General features: G+C 65.5%; 18 protein-coding genes. 13 read left to right on the top strand and 5 right to left on the bottom strand.

What is annotated here, in order from left to right:
• Positions 1-7: 7 nt before the first annotated feature.
• Both V3G39_03645 and V3G39_03640 read left to right on the top strand, forming a co-directional pair.
• Entirely contained in the window at positions 8-508 is a 501-nt protein-coding gene (locus V3G39_03645) for a universal stress protein (GenBank protein XAS77146.1), read from the top strand.
• Positions 505-1,848: an MFS transporter gene (locus tag V3G39_03640; GenBank protein XAS77145.1), complete on the top strand. Its 1,344-nt coding sequence runs from the start codon at positions 505-507 to the stop codon at positions 1,846-1,848. The genes V3G39_03645 and V3G39_03640 overlap by 4 nt, the downstream gene beginning before the upstream one ends.
• Positions 1,849-1,914: 66 nt before the next feature.
• Here the strand turns inward: V3G39_03640 and V3G39_03635 are convergent, their stop codons facing one another.
• Positions 1,915-2,919 carry an NAD-dependent epimerase/dehydratase family protein gene (locus V3G39_03635; GenBank protein ID XAS77144.1) on the bottom strand — a complete coding sequence of 335 codons (1,005 nt, stop codon included), beginning with the start codon at positions 2,917-2,919 and terminating at the stop codon, positions 1,915-1,917.
• A gap of 75 nt (positions 2,920-2,994) precedes the next feature.
• Between V3G39_03635 and V3G39_03630 the strand changes: the two genes are divergently transcribed.
• Positions 2,995-3,618 (top strand): maleylpyruvate isomerase family mycothiol-dependent enzyme, encoded by a 624-nt coding sequence (locus V3G39_03630; protein XAS77143.1) that lies wholly within the window; start codon positions 2,995-2,997, stop codon positions 3,616-3,618.
• A 144-nt stretch (positions 3,619-3,762) separates the two neighbouring features.
• On the top strand, positions 3,763-4,551 hold the full coding sequence (locus tag V3G39_03625; GenBank protein XAS77142.1) for an MBL fold metallo-hydrolase: 789 nt from the start codon (positions 3,763-3,765) through the stop codon (positions 4,549-4,551).
• Positions 4,552-4,630: 79 nt separating this feature from the next.
• Here V3G39_03625 and V3G39_03620 read toward each other — a convergent pair whose 3' ends face one another.
• The 3 genes from V3G39_03620 to V3G39_03610 all read right to left on the bottom strand — a co-directional run bounded on the left by V3G39_03620 (position 4,631) and on the right by V3G39_03610 (position 7,586).
• Positions 4,631-5,545, bottom strand: coding sequence for a bifunctional methylenetetrahydrofolate dehydrogenase/methenyltetrahydrofolate cyclohydrolase (locus V3G39_03620; GenBank protein ID XAS77141.1), 915 nt, complete (start codon positions 5,543-5,545; stop codon positions 4,631-4,633).
• 383 nt (positions 5,546-5,928) lie between these two features.
• Positions 5,929-6,546: a hypothetical protein gene (locus tag V3G39_03615; GenBank protein XAS77140.1), complete on the bottom strand. Its 618-nt coding sequence runs from the start codon at positions 6,544-6,546 to the stop codon at positions 5,929-5,931.
• A 266-nt stretch (positions 6,547-6,812) separates the two neighbouring features.
• Positions 6,813-7,586 carry an SCO family protein gene (locus tag V3G39_03610; protein XAS77139.1) on the bottom strand — a complete coding sequence of 258 codons (774 nt, stop codon included), beginning with the start codon at positions 7,584-7,586 and terminating at the stop codon, positions 6,813-6,815.
• Positions 7,587-7,703: 117 nt separating this feature from the next.
• On the opposite strand from V3G39_03610, the gene V3G39_03605 reads away from it, so the two are divergent.
• The 3 genes from V3G39_03605 to V3G39_03595 all read left to right on the top strand — a co-directional run bounded on the left by V3G39_03605 (position 7,704) and on the right by V3G39_03595 (position 11,544).
• Positions 7,704-8,801: a cellulase family glycosylhydrolase gene (locus tag V3G39_03605; protein ID XAS77138.1), complete on the top strand. Its 1,098-nt coding sequence runs from the start codon at positions 7,704-7,706 to the stop codon at positions 8,799-8,801.
• Between the two features lie 678 nt (positions 8,802-9,479).
• Positions 9,480-10,157, top strand: a complete 678-nt coding sequence (locus V3G39_03600) for a response regulator transcription factor (GenBank protein ID XAS77137.1) — start codon at positions 9,480-9,482, stop codon at positions 10,155-10,157.
• A gap of 1 nt (position 10,158) precedes the next feature.
• Positions 10,159-11,544 (top strand): HAMP domain-containing sensor histidine kinase, encoded by a 1,386-nt coding sequence (locus V3G39_03595; protein ID XAS77136.1) that lies wholly within the window; start codon positions 10,159-10,161, stop codon positions 11,542-11,544.
• Positions 11,545-11,565: 21 nt separating this feature from the next.
• Here V3G39_03595 and V3G39_03590 read toward each other — a convergent pair whose 3' ends face one another.
• Entirely contained in the window at positions 11,566-12,342 is a 777-nt protein-coding gene (locus V3G39_03590; protein ID XAS77135.1) for an HAD-IB family hydrolase, read from the bottom strand.
• 246 nt (positions 12,343-12,588) lie between these two features.
• On the opposite strand from V3G39_03590, the gene V3G39_03585 reads away from it, so the two are divergent.
• The 6 genes from V3G39_03585 (at position 12,589) to V3G39_03560 (ending at position 19,175) form a co-directional block, all read left to right on the top strand.
• Positions 12,589-13,128, top strand: a complete 540-nt coding sequence (locus V3G39_03585; protein ID XAS77134.1) for a PepSY domain-containing protein — start codon at positions 12,589-12,591, stop codon at positions 13,126-13,128.
• A gap of 239 nt (positions 13,129-13,367) precedes the next feature.
• Positions 13,368-14,486, top strand: coding sequence for a hypothetical protein (locus V3G39_03580; protein ID XAS77133.1), 1,119 nt, complete (start codon positions 13,368-13,370; stop codon positions 14,484-14,486).
• Positions 14,487-14,517: 31 nt separating this feature from the next.
• Positions 14,518-15,624 carry an ABC transporter ATP-binding protein gene (locus V3G39_03575; GenBank protein ID XAS77132.1) on the top strand — a complete coding sequence of 369 codons (1,107 nt, stop codon included), beginning with the start codon at positions 14,518-14,520 and terminating at the stop codon, positions 15,622-15,624.
• Positions 15,625-15,685: 61 nt separating this feature from the next.
• Positions 15,686-16,813, top strand: coding sequence for an extracellular solute-binding protein (locus V3G39_03570; GenBank protein ID XAS77131.1), 1,128 nt, complete (start codon positions 15,686-15,688; stop codon positions 16,811-16,813).
• 30 nt (positions 16,814-16,843) lie between these two features.
• Positions 16,844-18,466 carry an iron ABC transporter permease gene (locus tag V3G39_03565; protein XAS77130.1) on the top strand — a complete coding sequence of 541 codons (1,623 nt, stop codon included), beginning with the start codon at positions 16,844-16,846 and terminating at the stop codon, positions 18,464-18,466.
• Between the two features lie 160 nt (positions 18,467-18,626).
• Positions 18,627-19,175, top strand: coding sequence for a GNAT family protein (locus V3G39_03560; protein XAS77129.1), 549 nt, complete (start codon positions 18,627-18,629; stop codon positions 19,173-19,175).
• Positions 19,176-19,177: the final 2 nt, after the last annotated feature.

Genomic DNA, 19,177 nt, shown 5'->3' with positions numbered 1-19,177 from the left:
AATCGCAATGAATGATCTACGAAACAAGCCGATCGTGGTGGGCTTCGATGACCACGAGGCAAGTCGTAAAGCGCTCCTGCAGGCAGTTGAACTCAGTGCGGCGTTGCAGGTGCACCTACACGTCGTACATGTCATCGGTATGCGGGATACCCCGATCGACCCGGACTCGATGGACTGGGAGGAAGAATTCGACGAACACCTGAAGAAGCTTCAACAACACGCGCGACAGCTGATCACATTGCCGGCCGATGCCTGGACCTACCACGCGGTCGACGGCGATGCCTGGCGACAGATGCTGCTGCTTTCTGAACAAGTCGATGCCGGAATGATCGTCGTCGGGCAACACCTGCACGCTCATGCCGTCGCGTCGGCACTAGGACATCTCCTCGGCTCCCGCAGGAAAGAATTCTTCAGCTCCAGCGGTAAAAACTCGGTCAGTGACCACCTGCTGCATCACGGCGGTCGATCTATCCTGATTGTCACGACCGCTGATGAAATTTCTTCATGACCGCGCCCGTATCGTCACCGCAGCTGGCCCGCGCCACCCGGAAGGCAACCCGTCGGCTCATCCCGTTCCTCGGCCTGCTCTACCTGATCAACTACCTGGACCGCTCGAACATGAGCTTCGCGGGACCCAACGGGATGAACGATGCGCTGCATCTGAGCTCGACCGGCTTCGGCTTCGCCGCCGGGATCTTCTTCCTGGGTTATCTCTTGCTCGAGGTGCCGAGCAACATGATCCTGCACAAGGTCGGCGCGCGCCGGTGGATCGCGCGCATCCTGGTGACCTGGGGAATCGTGGCCGGCGCCATCGCGTTCGTCAACAGCGCGGGGCTGCTCTACTTCCTGCGCTTCCTGCTCGGCATCGCAGAAGCCGGCTTCTTCCCCGGCATCATCCTGTATCTGACGTTCTGGTTTCCCCAGGAGCAACGGGCGAAGGCGACCGCGTGGTTCATGGCCGCCGTTCCGCTGTCCTCGGCCATCGGCGCTCCGATGTCCGCCCTGCTGATCGAGCACGGTCACGGTTGGTTCGGGCTGGACGGCTGGCGGGTGATGTTCCTGGTCGAGGCGATCCCGGCAGTGCTGCTGGGTGTCATCTGCTGGTTCTTCCTCGATGACCGACCCGCCACCGCGAAGTGGCTACCGCAGGAAGAACGCGACGCCTTGACTCAGGCCATCGCCACCGAGGACGCGCAACGCAGCGGGACCTATCAGATCGGTATCCGGGAGTCTCTCGCCAGCGGCCGGGTATGGGCGCTGGCCGGTGTCTACTTCGGCATCGTCTACGGCCTGTACGCCGTGGGCTTCTTCCTGCCCACGATCATCAAAGGGTTCGAGTCGCAGTTCCATGTGACCTACTCGATCCTGCAGCTCGGTCTGATCACCGCCATCCCGTTCGTGGTCGGCGCGCTGGCCATGGTGCCGTGGGGTTACCACGGCGACCGGACGGGCGAACGCGTCTGGCACGTCGCGGCACCCACGATCATCGGTGGCATGGCGATCCCGGTGACGCTCTACCTCGGCTCACCCGTGGCGGCGATGATCGCGGTAACGATCTGCACCGTCGGCATCATGTGCGCCCTGCCGACCTTCTGGGCGTTGCCGACCAACTTCCTCGCCGGCGCAGCAGCCGCCAGCGGCATTGCGCTGATCAACTCCATCGGCAACACGGCCGGCTTCCTGGGCCCCTATATCACCGGTTGGCTCACCGATCTCACCGGCAACGAAAAGGCAGGGCTGTGGGCTGTTGGATTCGTCATGGTGGTGGCCGGTGTCATGGCGATCGCCCTGAAGGCAGCGCCGAAGCCCGCCACCGAAGCCACACAGAAGACGGCAACACAGGGGTAGTGGGACCGACCTCGACGAGCGCTGATCCCTGCGGTCACCGCTGCAAGAACCATCGCGCGGTGTTCCTCAGTGCAGGCCCAGCTGGCGCAACAACTCATGCTCCTCGTCGTCGGCCAGACCCGCACCGTGCAACCCCGGTTCCGGGCGGGCGTCCTCCCAGGCCAGGACGTCGAGCAGCGTCTCGCGCAATGGCCGGGTCACCAGTCCGACGGCGAAGGCACGCGCGCTCGCGTGGTCGGCCAGGCCGTACCAGTCCGGGTCATCGATCCACAGCGGCAACGACGACGGGCCCATCCACATCTGCACCCCGTGCTCGGTCAGCCAATCAGGCCAGGCGTTCGTCACCGGACCGTCGTGACCGGCGACCTCTCGCGCGACCGCCAGATGATCGGTCAGTGAGCACGGCGCCCCCGCCGCGTTGAAGATCCCCGCCACGCCGGTTTCGGCGCAGCTGACCAACCATCCCGCGAGGTCTCGGACGTCGATGAGCGCGGTCGGTACGTCTGGATCGTCCGGCAGCAGTACGGCGCCGACAGGGTTGCAGGGGTGCGCAAAACGCCACGGCCAGTACCCCGAGCGCCCGGACTCATCCCCCGGACCGCCGATCAAACCGGCGCGGGCGATCAACGAGCGGCTCGGGCCGAAGGCGGCCACCACTGCTTGCTCGCATGCCACCTTCGCCGCGCCGTAGTCCTGCATCGAGTCCATCACGTCCGCGACGAGCGCGGGCAACACCGCGGCATCCTCGTCCTGACCGCGCTCACGCTGGCTGGCGTAGACGTTGGCCGAGGAGACGAACAGGTAACGCGAACTCACCGGCTCGAGCGCCCGGACGGCGTTACGCACCTGACCCGGCTGGCGTGCGACGTCGATCACGGCATCCCACTGCTGACCGGTCACCTCGTCGTACGCGTCGTCGCGATCCCGATAGGCGGCAATGAACCGCGTTTCGGGTGGGCACGGTCCGGACTGGCCACGGGCAAGGCAGGTCACCGTGTGCCCGCGCTGCGCTGCTTCCGATGCGATCTGGTGGCCCAGCCACGCGGTTCCGCCCAAGACAAGAAGATCCATACCGCCCATCCAACACGCAGGGCGCCTGTCAGCTCGCGTCGGTCCATCCCGCGAGTTTCTTGAAAGACTGTGCCGATGAATGACGTCTGGACCCTGGTCCACGCCGAACGCCGGGCCCTCATCCAGGACCTCACCGACCTGACGAATGCACAGTGGGAGCAGGCCTCACTCTGTGCAGGTTGGGCCGTGCGGGATGTGGCAGCGCACCTGGTCAACAATGCAAAGGCGACCCGATGGGGCGTCGTACGCGATATGGCCCGGGCTCGGTTCGACTTCGACCGGCAGACCGCCGCAGGTGTCGAACGCGAGCGTGGCGCCACCCCCGCCGAAACCCTCGCGAAGCTGCGGGATGTCGTGCAGCGAACCTCGACCCCGCCCGCGTCGCTGGACAGCAGGCTGGTCGAGGAAGTCGTGCACGGAGAGGACATCCGGGTGCCTCTGGGCATCACTCGGGCCTACCCGATAGACGTCACGGTGACGTCCCTGCTCTATCAGGCGCGGACGTCGACTGCCCTGGGCGGATCGAAACAACGCATTGCATCCCTTCGACTGCACGCTGACGATGCAGACGTGACGATCGGTGACGGAGCGCTGGTGACCGGACCGGCACTGTCGCTGCTGATGGTCATTTCGGGCCGTTCGCATGCCCTTACCGAACTGCACGGTCCCGGCGTCGACCGACTGGGTTGTCCGACATGATCTGCGGCATTGCCGTCCTCATCGCCGTGTTCGAGTCACCGAGCCGACATGTCAGGCATCGCTGCATCCCGATAGCCGGAACCTCCGCGCTGCTCCCGTTGTTCGCGGGCTGAGATGTCTGCTGTCAGTCCAACCGACCCGGGTATGCCCGTTATCGATCACTGGTTCGTCACCACGCAGATCCGTGATGATCTCAGCGTCATCGTCGAGCCGGGTGTGCGCTCCCTGTTGCGCGCCAACATCTGGCATCTGCGCGGACGGGATCGAGACATCATCATTGATACCGGGCTGGGCATCGCCAGCCTTCGCGAGCAACTCCCGCACCTGTTCGCGCGCGACCCCATCGTGGTGATCACGCACGCCCACCTCGACCATCTCGGCGGCGCTCACGAGTTCGACCTGTGTCACGCGCACCCTTTGGAAAACATCACCGACCCAACCGGGGGTAGCACCCTGCGCGGTCACGAACTGGCCGAGGAACTCGGACTGAGCAGCACGCAGCCCGTCCCAGCCTGGCTGATCAAGGCGGTGCCCCACCCTGGGTACCGCCCCCAGGACTACACGCTGCTCCCCGCCCGCAACTGCGCCAGCCTGACCGATGGTCAGATCATCGATCTCGGCGACCGGCAACTGAGGGTCCTGCACCTGCCCGGACACAGTCCAGGCGGTGTCGCGTTGTACGACGCGGCGGATCGGGCCTTGTTCTCCGGTGATGTCATCTACGACCTGGACACCGACGAGCAACTCCTCGACGAACTGCACGGGTCGAACATCGATGACTACGTCACCAGCATGCGACGTCTGAAGGACCTCGATGTCGGCGTCGTCTACTCGGGGCATGGCCCCGTACTGCACTTCGACCGATTCAACGAGATCATCGACGACTACCTCAGCGAGCGGGCCCGACCCCACCCGGCGTCCGGGCAGAAGTAGAGCGAGACCCGGCCGAGGAACCACGACCGGTCGTTGAGTTCCGAAGTGCGTCCGCATGCGGAGCAGTAGCGCGGTGGCCCTATCGGGCGCGTAGGGCAGCCAGGCGGATGAGGTTCCGCATCGCCATGGCAATCGTGAGTGGACCCACGCGGGGGACGAACACGCTTGCCCGCTGCAGGATCGATTCGTCGAAGTTGGTGTATTCAGCGACATCGACACAAATTGCGCCCTCACGGATTTCATCGCCGCGGACTCGCTCGAACGCCGGCGAGGGGACCGCTGAGATGACAACATCGGCCGCCGCCAGTGCGCTGGCGCGGTCGATTCCGGAGTCACGCGCGTCGTGTGCCCGCCTGCCGATCGCGGGTTCGAAGGTGACACTTGCAGCGAGATCGAGCGAATGCACGCGCGCCCCGTCGTTGGCGAGCATGGCCGCCAGCGGTCGACCCACCAGGTCGCTGCGGTTGATGACGCAGGCAGTGACGCCTTCCAGAGGCGCGACGCCGGTGCCCGTGCGCATCCCGGCATGCTGCAGCAATTTCAGGATCGCGAGTGGCGTGCAGGGCAGGATGGCGCGTTTGGTGTGCTCAGGATCGACAAACCGCTGGTTCTCGTACAGCAGCGTGCTCCAGAACGAGTGCAGGCCCTCGACGTCCTTTCGAGGATCGACGAGCTCACGCAGCCAACGGTCTCCCGCGCGATCTATGAGCGGGTAGTAGAGGAAGATGCCGTCGATCTCGGGATCGACGTTGGCCATGGCGACAGCCCGCTCGACCTGATCGGCGGCGACGTGACGCACGTCCAGGTCGATGCCGACAGCCTCGCATCCGCGTCGGGCGTAGCGGGCGTAGGTCGCGGCCGGACCTTCCTGCTGACCCAGCAGGCCAAGGATGTGCAGCGTTTTGCCCTGTTCCGCAAGACGAGCGACATCACGGGAGACCTCCGCCCGGTACTGCGCAGCAATCGGTGATGGGTCGAGCACAACGGCGGTCACGCGGCCACCAACGTTGCCGCGCTGCTCCGCAACAGTTCCCCGGCACCCATCGCGCACACACTCTCACTCACAAACCCCACGATTACACGTCTGGCACTGATACTTCCAAACGGCCGGTCACAGCGATGGGCAACCCTGAAAAATGGGCCGGGCCTGGCGATGATCGAGGATGTTCATGGCGGTCCAGGTGTGGGGCCCGTGCATTCACCGGTCTACTTTGCCCGCGGGGGCCGCAGAGTCGCCGCAGTGATCGACGCCGACGATCTGCAGGAGATCCTCCAACTGGCCGAAGACATGTGCGCCGTGTTGGACACCGACGGGAGATCTACAGATCCCACTGAGCGATCGCCGCACGGACACCGCAAATATCCAGACGTCGTTCCCTAGGAGTAGGAGCCGCGGCACGAGCGGAGTGCGGGATCCACCGGGCCTGGGCCAGCTGCGCTGATCTTCACCCGCTTTTCGCCGTCATCGACGGTGATGGCGAGCTCACTATTCGAAACCCAGCGCACCGAACTCAGTCCGTCGTAGTCGCCGTTGACACATCCGAACCGCCAGTACCGGCTGGTCGCTCCTGATTTCTGCTCCAGCACCAGGTCCCACATCGGATCGATCATGGCCGACCAGTGGTCCACAACGAGCACATACCGACCATCTGGAGACTGGTAGGGCCGATCCGGCTCGTCGTAGGAGCCTGCATCGATGATCCGCGCAGCGGCAAAGAGCACTGCAACCGCCGCGCCACCAGCGCTCGCGGTGATGATGGCCGCTCGGCGTTCGGCGACCGCAGCAACCACCGAGGTCGTGGCAGCCAGCAGAAAGACCAGCCCGAAGAGCACAGGGTGCGCAACGCTGCGAATCGCGATCAGCCCGGAATTTCCGCCCAGGGCGACCGACACGAGCATCATGAGGAAAGCAAGACCCGCAACGACACCGGCGAAAACAGCGAGTCCCGGAGATTTCGGCCGCGCGGGTCTTACCAACCGGTCTTCGAAGGACATGAAGCGCGATCCTACGGTGCGACCTCCTCCTAGCGCAGGAGGATCGTGGTCGGGTCGCGTCACCACGGCGACCACTCGGTCCGGCGCTGGGGTGGTGGTGCGTCTCGGCGTCGATGATGCGGGAAGGCAACGCGAACGCCTGCAGTCAGCGGGAATTGTCGTTGGACCCCTGCAGCACGTTCCCGGCGTTATCGACTATTTCGACTTTTCCGACCCGGATGGCAACCTGCTCAGCTTCTACCGCGAGCACCAGTCGTGCGAGCCGCTCAGACCGAGTTGACCCACCGCAGCACCGTGGTGGCCTGCGCCTGCGTCCACGCGGACGTCGGCGGGTGCAGCACGTTCTTGTGTCCCTCAACGCTCATGAATTTGTAGACCGTTGCCGGGATCTGACCTTTCGCGGCGACCGGCGGCCCTTCGAGCAGGAACCGCTCGTGACCCTGCTTGTCAATGAAGAAGACCTCGTCGGAGTGGCTGATGTCGTAGGTCAGCGGCTGACCGGTTCGCCAGTTCTTCGGGGCTGCACCGGGAAGGTCCGCGGTCTTCTGCCGCCACACTCCGAGGAAGCTCCACAACGCATTGACGCTGGACGCGCTGCCGGTCAGTACCTCCCAGTTCGCCGGTGTCGGGGTGTAGAGCCGGCGGTATGCCGCAATCTGCGGAACGGTGTCGCGCGCCGGGTCGATCGTGACCGTGAGGTAGACGACGTTCTTCATCCCGGCCTTGTCCGCGGCACGGGCGGTCTGCACGAGGGTGGCCGTGTCCAGCGGGCAGGTTTCCTGGCAGAGGGTCATCGTGTCCGACAGCATGATCGTCCTACCGGCGAAGTCACTGAGTCGCACGGTCTTCCCGGTGGTGTCGGTGAATGCCAGTCCCAGAACCGACTTCGGCAACGCCTGATCGATGATGGTGCCGATATTGCCTCCCGGGGTGGGAACCGCATCGGAACTGTTGCCACCGCACCCCGCCAAGGCCATCACGCACGAGGAGACTGCTGTGAGCGTGGCGACGGTGCGGACCTTGCGTAAGAGGCTACTCACTTACGCAGCGTAGGTCGGCAACCTGAACGAGAATGCAGCCGCTGCCCACGGCACCGTGGTGACATCCTGGGCACCGGCTGTGAGCTCAATGTCACTGCCCCCGTAACGTCGAACGGAATGCGCCCATTCTCGAAGCTGAAACTCGTCGTCACCGCGATGGCTCTGACCGCCGCGATACTCACCACGACCGGGACTGCCAAGGCCCGGCCACCGTCGACCGACAAGCCCGCATTCGGGGCCACGTTCCACGGCGTGTGGAACTACTCCACGGATGCCGAACGCAACACAGCGCTCCAACGGTTCAAGAACAGTGGGGGGACGTGGATCCGGACCGACCTCATGTGGTCCGATATCGAGCCCTCCCGGGGCACCTACGACGCTGCTGCACTGGCGCGGTACGACAACGCCGTGAACCTCGCATCGGCCAAGGGTTTGAAGGTGCTCGCCGTCATCTCCACCACCCCCGCCTGGGCCCACCAGGGCAGCTCGGACATTCTCGCGCCGCCCAGTGACCCGGCGACCTACGCAGCGTTCGCCGCGAGCATGGCCCAACGCTTCAAGGGCAAGGTGAACGCGATCGAGCTGTGGAACGAGCCCAACAGCAGCGACTTCTTCACCCCGTCCTCAGAGGGCAACCGCGTGCGGGACTACTTCGCAATGGAGAAGGCGGCCTACGTCGCGGTCAAGGGCGCCGACCCGACCATGACGGTCATGGCCGCCGGCGTCTCCTACGTGGATGACGCCTGGTGGAGCAAGCTGTATCAACTGGGAATCAGCCGGTACACGGATGCGGTCGCGGTCCACCCCTACATGAGTCCCTCGAACCTGCCACCGTCAGCACCTGATGCCGGTGGGATCTGGAGAATCAACCACCTACCTGCCCTGATCGCGGTGATGACGAAGTACGGCGATGCCACGAAGCCCATCTGGTTGACCGAGTTCGGGTGGTCTTCGCACTCATCGCCCTCGCCGGAGAACTGGAACCAGGGCGTCACCGAGGCTCAGCAGGCGCAGTACCTGCAGGGCACCCTGGAACTGCTGAGCGCCCAGTATCCGCAGGTGACCAACGTCTTCTGGTACAACCTGCGGGACAGAACTGACAGCACGCCGCAGGAGAACAACTACGGGCTGCTGAACACCGACCTGTCACCGAAACCGGCAATGGCCACGCTCTACAAGATCTACCGGCTGCGCGGGGGCTGGCCACCCTCCTGAACGCTCCGTTCACCGTGCTTCCCGCGTTGACCAGCGATCCTCCATCGCGCCTACATCCCGTGTCTGCTTTCGCGCAGCACCGCGGATTGCAACGCGACCGTTGGTCACGCAGGCACTACCTGGAGGTCACCATCCCCGGCCTCAGCCGTGCCGCTGGTCCACACACACCCGGCGGCCTGGACACCGAATGCACGAACTCAGGCGGTGTGGCCATGGAGACCTGGCCCAATACATCGGTGCCCACGTGGGTCATGGATCGCCTGCGCGTCCGGCCGGACCGAAATTCCTGGGCTGTCACGGGCTACAGCGCCGGCGGATTCTGTGCGCAGATCAGCGGGTTCCTGCACCCTGACCGGTTCGGTGCGGCGCTGCTCTTCGGCAGCTACGACCATCCGATCTGGGGAGCCTGGCGACCTTACGGACAGCGCTCAGCGGGCCCGACGCGGTACGACCTGCTCACATCTCTGCGTCTCCGATCACCGGCAACAGACGTCTGGATGGGGGTGTCCGATGCGGGTCACCGCTTCGAGGTGCGCAGCGGCGCTATGCCCACCGCTCTGCGATGGCTCAGCAGTGCCGAACCAGGCTTCGGAACGTATTCGAATCCTGGTCTTCAGCAAAGCCACAGCTTTCGAGGGGCACGCTCGGCATTCATCACACACGGGAAGAGGACAGTCGATGCGGTTATTGCTGGTCGAAGATGAACGACGACTAGCCGCAGCAGTCGCCGGCGGCCTGAGCGCAGACGGCTTCACTGTCGACATCGCGCATGACGGTGAGGACGGCCTGTGGCGTGCGACCGAGACCCCCTACGACGTCATCGTGCTCGACATAATGCTGCCCAAACTCTCCGGCTACGAAGTACTCAAGCGCATGCGAGCGCAACTCCTGTGGACCCCGGTGCTCATGCTCACCGCCAAGGAAGGCGAGTACGACGAGGCCGACGCCCTGGATCTGGGTGCCGACGACTACCTCACCAAACCGTTCTCCTATGTAGTGCTGCTTGCCCACCTGCGGGCGCTCGTCCGTCGAGGGTCGCCGGCGCGTCCGACCGTATTGTCGGCAGGCGATCTGACCCTCGACCCGGCCACTCACCGATGCCATCGTGGTAACACCGAGATCTCACTGACGTCCAGGGAATTCGCCGTCCTGCAGTACCTGTTGCGACGAGGTGGGCAGGTCGTGTCCAAGCAAGCCATATTGACCAACGTGTGGGACGAGTTCTACGAGGGTGACTCGAACATCGTGGAGGTCTACATCGGCTACCTGCGCAAGAAGATCGATGTGCCGTTCGGTCGCGCCGGCATCGAGACCGTCCGCGGCGTCGGATACCGGTTGCGCACCGACGGGGGTTGAGGTGGTCGACACCCGCCCGGTCTCCTGGTGGTCGCGGCGCTCCCTTCGTGCACGGCTGACCGCCGCAGCGACTGTGGTCATCGCATCAGGGATGCTCATCGCCGCCGCGCTACTGGTGTGGCGAGTCCATACCTCGCTCGTCGCGAACCTCGACGCAACTGTGACCAACCAGGCGCAGAACGTATCTGTCGATGCTGCGCGCGGGAGCTCGGCCGGGACGTTGCCCAGCTCCGGAGACGGCGCGCCGATCGTGCAAGTGGTGGCCGGCGACGGACAGGTCGTCGCCGGATCATCGAATCTGGATCATCCGACAGTGACAATGTTCACTGCCCCGAAGAACCTCGCGATCAACGACCCGTTGACATCAACTCAGCGCGGCGTTGACGACGGCGACGGCGGCGACGGTCCGTACCGAGTGGCTGCGCTCAAAGTCCGCACCCCTGCGGGCCCGGTGACGGTATACGCGGCGCTGCCCACCAAGGACATCCAGCAGAGCACCAGCGAGCTCATCGGCACGCTGGCGGCAGGGGTGCCCCTCTTGTCGCTCGCCCTGGCACTGGTGGCCTGGCTGCTGGTCGGACGTGCCCTCAAGCCGGTGGAATCCATCCGTCGACAGGCGGCGGCGCTCCCTGGGACGGGGGTGATCGGCCGTCTCGAACCGGCCCTGAGCAACGACGAACTCGGCAGACTGACCGACACGTTCAACGACCTGCTCGCCCGTATCGAGACATCCAGCGCCACTCAGCGGCAGTTCGTGGCCGATGCAGCGCACGAGCTGCGCAATCCCGTCGCAGCGTTACGCGCGCAACTGGAGATATCGACGTTGCATCCCGACACACACGTCGATGTCGCCCGACTCGGTGAAATGCTCACCGACACCGAGCGACTGTCCTACCTGGTGGATGACCTGCTCGCGTTGGCGCGAATGGACGCGAACACCGACTCCCACCGCCAACTGGTCGATCTCGACGATCTCGTCCTGGATGAGGTGCGCCGTGCGGGCAGTCGTGGAGTTCGCGTGGACGCGAGCGCAGTGTCTGCCGGCCAGGTGCTTGGTGACCGTGCAGCACTGGACCGCATCGCCCGCAACCTGCTGGACAACGCGGTACGACACGCACACACGTCGGTCGTCGTGCGTCTTGAATCAACGCCCGGGGAGGTGGTACTCACGGTCGGCGACGACGGACCCGGTATCGCACCGGCGGACAGGCAGCGGGTTTTCGAACGATTCACCCGGCTGGACGACGCCCGCGGCCGTGATGCCGGAGGCGCAGGCCTGGGGCTGGCTATCGTGCACGATGTCGTGGTCCGGCACGGCGGCAAGGTGACAATCACCGACAACCATCCTGGCGCGGTGTTCACAGTGACCCTGCCGGCAGCACCATGAGGTGAGCAGTTCACCGACGAATCAGCTGGATCTACGGGCAACCCTCATCCGCCGGCGCGCCTGGCCATCGCGGAACTGCAGGACCGGCCACCCGCGCCGTTGGGCGATCAACCGAAGGGAACGCTCCGGGTTCACTGCGCACGGGTGACCGACCGCGCTGAGGAGCGGCATGTCCTGCAACGAGTCGCTGTACGCGACGCAGTCCGCGAGGTCCCAACCATGCTCCACCGCATGATCGGTAACAGCACATGCCTTCGCCTGGCCGTGCAGCAACTGTCCATCCGGTCGGCCTGTCCACGCGCCGTCGACCACTTCGGCGCGAGTACCGAGCGCCCCGGACAGGCCTAATCGGAACGCGATCAGCTCAGCGAGCTCGACCGGGGCCGCTGTTGCGAGCCAGACATGTGCACCTGCGCGTCGATGCGCGTCCAGGCGAGCCACCATCCCCATCGACAGCCGCGGCGCAAGTATTTTGTCATACATCTGCGTCACGCTGTCCAGAACATCGTCCACCCGTAGCTGGGCAGCGAGACCGAGGCTGCGTTCGCGTGCCGCGTCGATGAGACGCGGGCGCTCACCGGCGATCCGGTAGACCGCATGGTGAGCCGCCATCCGCATCAGCACGCCGCGCTCGAGTAACCCCTGCGCTGCCAACGCACGACCGACGTGGAAAAGAGCGGATCCGTCGATGACCGTGTTGTCCAGGTCGACATACACGGCGACACCCGGCAGGTCGTTGTCGCCATTTCGATCAGCGGCGTGGACAGGTCGCGCCTGGTGCTTCTCGTGCGACGCCATCGGTGACTCCCCTCATCTTCGTGCCACGAATCGTCCCGCCCCGAATCTGTCGCGTACCGATCCGGCTGCCGCTAGTGAACGCTCCACTGTGCACGCAATCCGCTGTGCGCTCGCTGAAGGCCCTGCAGTGCGCAACCGGACTGAGAGCGCCCTCAGCGTCGTTCAGGCCCGGTTCAGCACGCGGATAGGAACCTATCGGTCATCAGCCCGACCTCGAGGGCGACCTACCGAAAAGGACCGACGACCATGAAGACCCCCACTTTTATCACCCGCAGACGACTGCTGCCCATCGCGATCGCACTACCCGTCACTGGTGCCGTCCTACTCGGTGGAGCGGGCCTGGCATACGCCTCGACCTCCAATGGCGCCGGTAACGACAAAGCCACCTACCGGTCCTCGATCACCACCAGTGCCAAAGAGGATTCCGGTAGCGAAGCTGCCGCCGCCCTTGCTCTGACCAAAGTAGCCAGGATCGATCTGGCACAGGCTGCTGCCGCGGGTGCTCGATCCGTGACCGGTGGCACGGCCACCTCGGTCGAGCTCACCAATGAGGGCGGCAACGTCGTCTACAGCGTCACTGTCGTCACGTCGACCAAGGAAACCGACGTGATCATCGACGCGGGCAATGCGAAAGTCCTGGCCACTCAAACCGATCAGGAGAATGAGGGGACCGAGAACAAGGCCTCTGACAACAGCACTGACGGGGGTGCTTCCTCCGGCGCCACGACACCCGGCGTGTCCGGACAGGCCCCCCAGGGCGGCACGTCCGCTACCACCGGTCCGTGACTCTGCTCGGTGATTTTCGGACCCGCCGCTCTGCTACCAGCAGGGCGGCGGGGTCCGCGCGCTCGATCCGTGCAGAAACTCCCGGCGCCGGGCAGCCCACTCCATTCAGCACCTTCACAGCTCCTGCGCGGAACAATACGGATGTGTCAGTGCATCAGGCGGATCGCTCTCCCAATGCTGCGACTCCAGTTCTCGAGCGGCTGCCGGCACGACTCGTCGATCGACGTTCACGAACACAGGTGTGGCTGGTTTTGGGCGTCTGGGTGCTCGTCTGGTCGATGCTGCAGGGCATCGGCGGGTTGTACTCGTGGCACTATTTCGTCACCGGAGGACGCTCGTTGCTGCAGCCGGGCACGCCTGGCGGCGGCCTGCATGTCTACGCCACCCATCCCGATCTGCAGATGGGTCCGCTGACGCTGCTGGTGGCAGCTGTCGTGATGGGTATCAGCGGTCCGTTGAACGCGTATGCCGCCGCCCTGCTGATGACCGCGCTCGGCGCGCTCAACCTGAAGTTCCTGTTGGATCTGCGTGCGACGTTGCGCGGCGAGCCCGTCTCTGCCCGGATCACGTTGTACGCCGGCGCCCTGCTGATACCCGCATGGTCGGTCCTCAGCGTTCACTACGGGCACCTCGACGATGTCCTTGCGCTGACCCTGACGACGGCAGCGATGGTCGCCGTCGCGCAACGTCGACCATGGCTGACCGTCGTCCTGCTGGCTGCCGCGACCGGTGCGAAACCCTGGGCGCTGCCCTTCGCGGCACTCCTACTGCTGTATCCGGTGGGGCGCGTGCGCCTACTGGCCGCCTACGCGGGTCTGTGTGCGCTGCCGTGGCTGCCCTTCCTCCTGGCGGACCACCGGACAACATCCATCAGCTCGTTCACGATCGTCAATGCGCCCGACTCCGCATTGCGTGCACTGGGCGTGACGGCCGCGCAGACCCCCGGCTGGGATCGGATGGCGCAGCTGATTCTCGCCGTTGTCCTCGCGCTCTGGTGCCTACGCATCGACCGTGCGTTCGCCATCCCGGCCGTGGCCCTCGCCGTGCGGATGCTCCTGGATCCGGGCACCTATCCCTATTACACCTCCGGGCTGATCCTGGCCTGCCTCTATGTCGACCTCGCCGATCGGCGCCGCCACGTGCCGTGGATCACTACTGCCGTCGTCGCGTGGTTCCTCATCGATCTGCTCCCGACATCGTTGCTACCACCGGGCGCCTCCGGGGGTCTGCGGGCTGTCTTCCTGCTCTCGCTGCTCGTCACGCTCACGGTGCCCGCGAGCCGGTTACGAGCTCCCTGGCGCCGTCTCATCGGCGCCACGGACCGAGCCTTGGCTGCCGAATCAGCCGGCGGGAAGTAACGGCTGACCTCGATGGCGTTAACGTGGACGAGTGCTGAGAGTCCGTGGATTGAGCAAGTCCTACCCCGATTCCGGGCGATCGACCACTGCGCTCGACGGCGTCGATATGGATGTCGAGCGCGGCGCCTTCGCCGCGGTGCTCGGACCCTCGGGATCGGGCAAGACCACTCTGTTGCGATGCATTGCTGGTTTTGAGACGCCCGATGCGGGCAGTATCGAACTCGCCGGACACGACCTGTTCGCCGCCGGCCACACGGTCCCGCCGTATGAACGCCGGGTAGGGATCGTGCCGCAGGAAGGCGCGCTCTTCCCGCACCTGAACGCCGCCCGCAATATCGCCTTCGGCATCAGCGATCTACCCAAAGCGGCGCGGCAGACCCGGGTCGAGGAACTGCTCACGCTGGTCGGGATGGTCGACTTCGCCACCCGTCGCCCCCATCAACTCTCCGGCGGCCAGCAGCAACGGATCGCGCTGGCCCGCGCGCTTGCCCCGGCTCCACAACTGATTCTGCTCGACGAGCCCTTCAGCGCCCTGGATGCACATCTTCGGGTCGACCTGCGCGAAGAGGTGCGTGAGTTGCTGCGCGGGCTGGACACCACCGCGCTGCTGGTCACCCACGATCAGGACGAGGCCATGGCCGTGGCCGATCACCTCATCGTGATGCGCGCCGGTCACGTCGTCAGTGCCGGCGCCCCGCGCAGTGTCTACGACCTTCCCGCGGACGCCGAGTTGGGCCGGTTCCTCGGTGACTCCACAGTCCTGCAGGGCCGGATCGAGGTGATCGACGGACGTACCAGCGTGCGGTGCCCCCTCGGCCTGCTACGACCCGCCGACCCCACCCTTGACACGGGGCCCTGCGAGGTCCTGGTCCGCGCCGAAAATCTCCGGATAACGACGACGTCCGGTGCGCTGGATCATCCTGCATCCGTGTCGGGTTACGTTGTTTCACAAGCCTTTTCGGGGCATGACTCGCTGGTGCGCGTACAGCTCACCGACGGGCCGATCATTTCGGTGCGGGTGGCTGGGTCGATGCAGTACGACGCGCGCCAGGAGGTCGCTGTGGCGACCGTGTCGGCAGTGCCGACCTACCCGCTGGCGGACGCCATTGCAGCACCGGCTGATCAGTCAATTAGGTAAGGCTTACCTATGTGATGTTAGGTGGGGTTGTTCCGTCACTCCATCCCAGAGGTAATCAGCCGTGACATCTCCGACCACCCACACATTTTCGAACGGCCGGCCCAGGCGCGCCCTCGTAGCGCGCCGCAGCTGCCTCGCCGCCGTTGTCGGCGCTCTCGTCGCCACCACCGCAGCGTGTGGTAGTTCGACCGGCTCGACCCCGGCCGGATCCAGCGGGTCCGGTGCGTCCGGCGCGTCCGGCGCGCAATCGACCGCCAGGTTGACCGTCTACACCGACCAGCACGCGGAGCTGATCCAGGGCCTTGCCAAGGCCTACACCGCGAAAACAGGCGTGCAGTTCAACATCCAGAACGACGCGACACCCGGTCAGATCCAGGCCGAAGGCAGCGCCAGCAAGGCTGATCTCTTTCTGTCCGAGGACCCCGGGCCCATCGCCCGACTCGGCAAACAGGGCCTGCTCACCCCAGTTGACCAATCCACCCTCGCGCAGGTGCGGCCCGGCTTGAACTCGGCCAAGGGTCTGTGGGTCGCCTACGCCGCCCGCGCCCGCGTCCTCTACTACAACCCGACCAAGATCAAGGTCGACGCGCTACCCCAGCGACTCGCCGACATCACCAAGCCCGAATACAAGGGCAAGTTCGCCTGGGCACCATCGGGCGCCTTCGTCGCCACGACGCAGTACCTGATCTCCACCATCGGCATGGCAAAGACGACCACCTTCCTGAAGGCGATCAAAGCCAACGGCGTCAATGAACAGAAGAACGGCAATGTGCGCGACACCGTCGAGGCGGGCACCCACGCGATGGGCCTGTCCAACCACTACTACTGGTGGGTGCTGGCCGGTCAGAAGGGCGGCCCGGACAAGCTGACCTCGAAGATCTTCCACTTCCCTGAAACCGACCCCGGCAACCTGATTCTGTCCTCCGGCGCGGGCGTGCTGAAGTCGAGCAAGCACGTTGGCGAAGCGCAGAAATTCCTCGCCTGGCTGACCGCGAAGGATGGTGGCCAGCAGGTCGTCGCCGGACCGGCCGACGTATCCGAGGGCCAGTACCCCGTCGCACCAGGCGTGGCCAGCTCGGTCGCCGGGAGCCTGGACGGCATCAAGTCGCCGAAATATGACATGGACATCTTCGCCAACTCCTCGCAGGCCGAGGACCTGCTCAAGCAACTCGGAATGTCGCAGGGCTGAGCCTTGCACCACTCGACCCGTTCCTCGACGGTGACCGCTCTCGCAGCGGTCGCCGTCGCAGGCATGTCACTGGTGCCGATCGGCTACCTGCTGCTCAGCGGCACCTCGATCACGGATATCCGGGCGCAACTGGCCTACTCCACCACCGTCTCCGCCGTTGGTCAGACGATCGCACTGACCCTGCTCATCGGGGCGCTCAGCGCAGTCATCGGGGTGGGCTGCGCGCTGTTGGTGACGCGTACCTCGGTGCCCGCACCACGCCTACTGACCGTGCTTTTCTCGATGCCGCTCGCGGTGCCGGGGTTCGTCAGTGCGTACGCGGCGTACTCCGCCACCCTGACGTACGCTCCGTCGTTCGGCGGTCTGAGGACACTGCCCGGAGCGGCCGTCGTGCTGGCGCTGTCCCTCTACCCCTACGTGTTCCTGCCCTGTGTTATCGCACTGCGACGCATCGATCCGGCCCTCGAGGAGGTGGTCTCGACGCTGCGGCGCCGCCGGTTCAGTTCGTTCCGAACCGTCAGCCTGCCCGCGCTGAGGCCCGCTCTCGCCGCTGGTCTGCTGATCGTGGCGCTGCACGTGCTCGCCGAGTACGGTGCGATGGCGCAGCTCGGACGCAGCACCCTCACCACGAAAATCGTTGCCGAGATGCTCAACTACGGCGACTACCGGTCGGCCCGCTCGCTCTCCCTGCTGCTCACCGCCCTCGCGGTGCTGGTGCTGATCGGCACCCGGTGGATTGCCGGCGGCAGCTCGATCGCAGAGGTCACACGCGGCTCGACCCGTCCCCCGCGCCGGATATCGCTCGGTGCTGCGCGGCTGCCGCTGACTGCGATCGCGATCGTCGTGCCGATTCTTGCGATCGGTCCGACCGTGGTGATGACCACGCGCGGCCTGCTCGGTCCTGGCCGATCATCGGCACCGTCGTGGAGCAGCATCACCGGGCCGTTGACCACCACCATCGGCTACGCCGTGGCCGCAGCACTCGTCGCGACGCTGGTCGCGGTGCCGGTCAGCTGGTGGGTCACCCGCGCACCCTCGGCGCGCTCCCACCTGACCGAACGGGCCGTCTGGGTCGCGCACTCCATCCCCAGCGCCATCCTCGCGCTCGCGCTCGTCTTCCTCAGCACCCGGCTTGCGCCGTCGCTCTACAAAACCGCGGCAGTGCTCGTTGCGGCCTACGTGATCCTCTATCTGCCGCTCGCGGTGGCCAACCAACGTGTCGGCCTGCAGGCTGCGAGGCGCACCTACGACGATGTGGCGGCCTCTCTCGGAGTACGCCCGTCACGCACCTTCGTCCGGGTGACCCTGCCGCTCGCGGCACCCGGTTTCATGGCGGGCGCGATCCTGGTGGCTCTGGACGCGAGCAAGGAACTGACGACCACCCTCATGCTGCTGCCCTTCAACACCTCGACCCTGTCCAGCAAGCTGTGGGCCACCACGAACGGTGAATCGCTCGATTTCTCGGCGGCCGCACCCTATGCCGCCCTACTGGTGCTGCTGGGCATCGTGCCCGTCTGGCTGCTGGTGCGGCACACCCTCGCCGGGCTCGCTCCGGCGTCGAGCCGGTCCACCCGCGAGCATCAGGACCGCGCCCAGCACCCCACCGACCAGGCGCCATCCGATCAAGATCTGATCACCGCTCAATTGCCGTAGCCGGGACCACCCGGGCCGACCGCGGCCGCCGATGTGTCGTCGGGGAGGAAAGCCACCCCTTATCGGACCGAAATCGTCACTTTCGGTCCGGATCTCCTCCCGGACGACACCGAGCAAGGGCGCGACATTAGAACGGATCCACACTGCCTACCGTTGCGCCATGGAGACATCTCTGATGCGGCTGGATCCGACGGGCGCCGACCGGGAGCCGTTGGTGACCTTCCTGACGAGCAACGAGTTCCCGTTCCACGTCGGGGTGCGCCGCACCGCCGCCGAGGTTGGCCGGGCCATCGACGCCGGGGCTTACCGAGACGGGGACAACGACTCGTACTGGGTGGAACATGAGCAGCTCGGGCGGGTCGGCCTGTTGCGATTCGAAGAACTCAGCGACGGCAACCCGATGTTCGACCTCAGGCTCGCCGAGTCGATGCGCGGGCGCGGTCTGGGCGCCGAGGCCTTGCGGGCGGCCACGGCGCACATCTTCACCTCGATGCCCGATGTCCACCGCTTCGAGGGGCAGACCCGCGAGGACAACATCGCGATGCGTCGCACGTTCCTACGCTGCGGATTCCTCAAGGAGGCCCATTACCGGCAGGGTTGGCCGGTGACCGGGGGCGCCCCGGTGGCCTCGGTGGCCTACGCGATCCTGCGCGGCGATTGGCAGACCGGAGTGACGACCCCGTTCACCTGGGAGGACCTCACGCGCTGAGA

The organism is Dermatophilaceae bacterium Sec6.4, assembly GCA_039636865.1.
Classification (GTDB): domain Bacteria; phylum Actinomycetota; class Actinomycetes; order Actinomycetales; family Dermatophilaceae; genus Allobranchiibius.
This window is presented reverse-complemented; position numbering and strand designations above follow the sequence as displayed.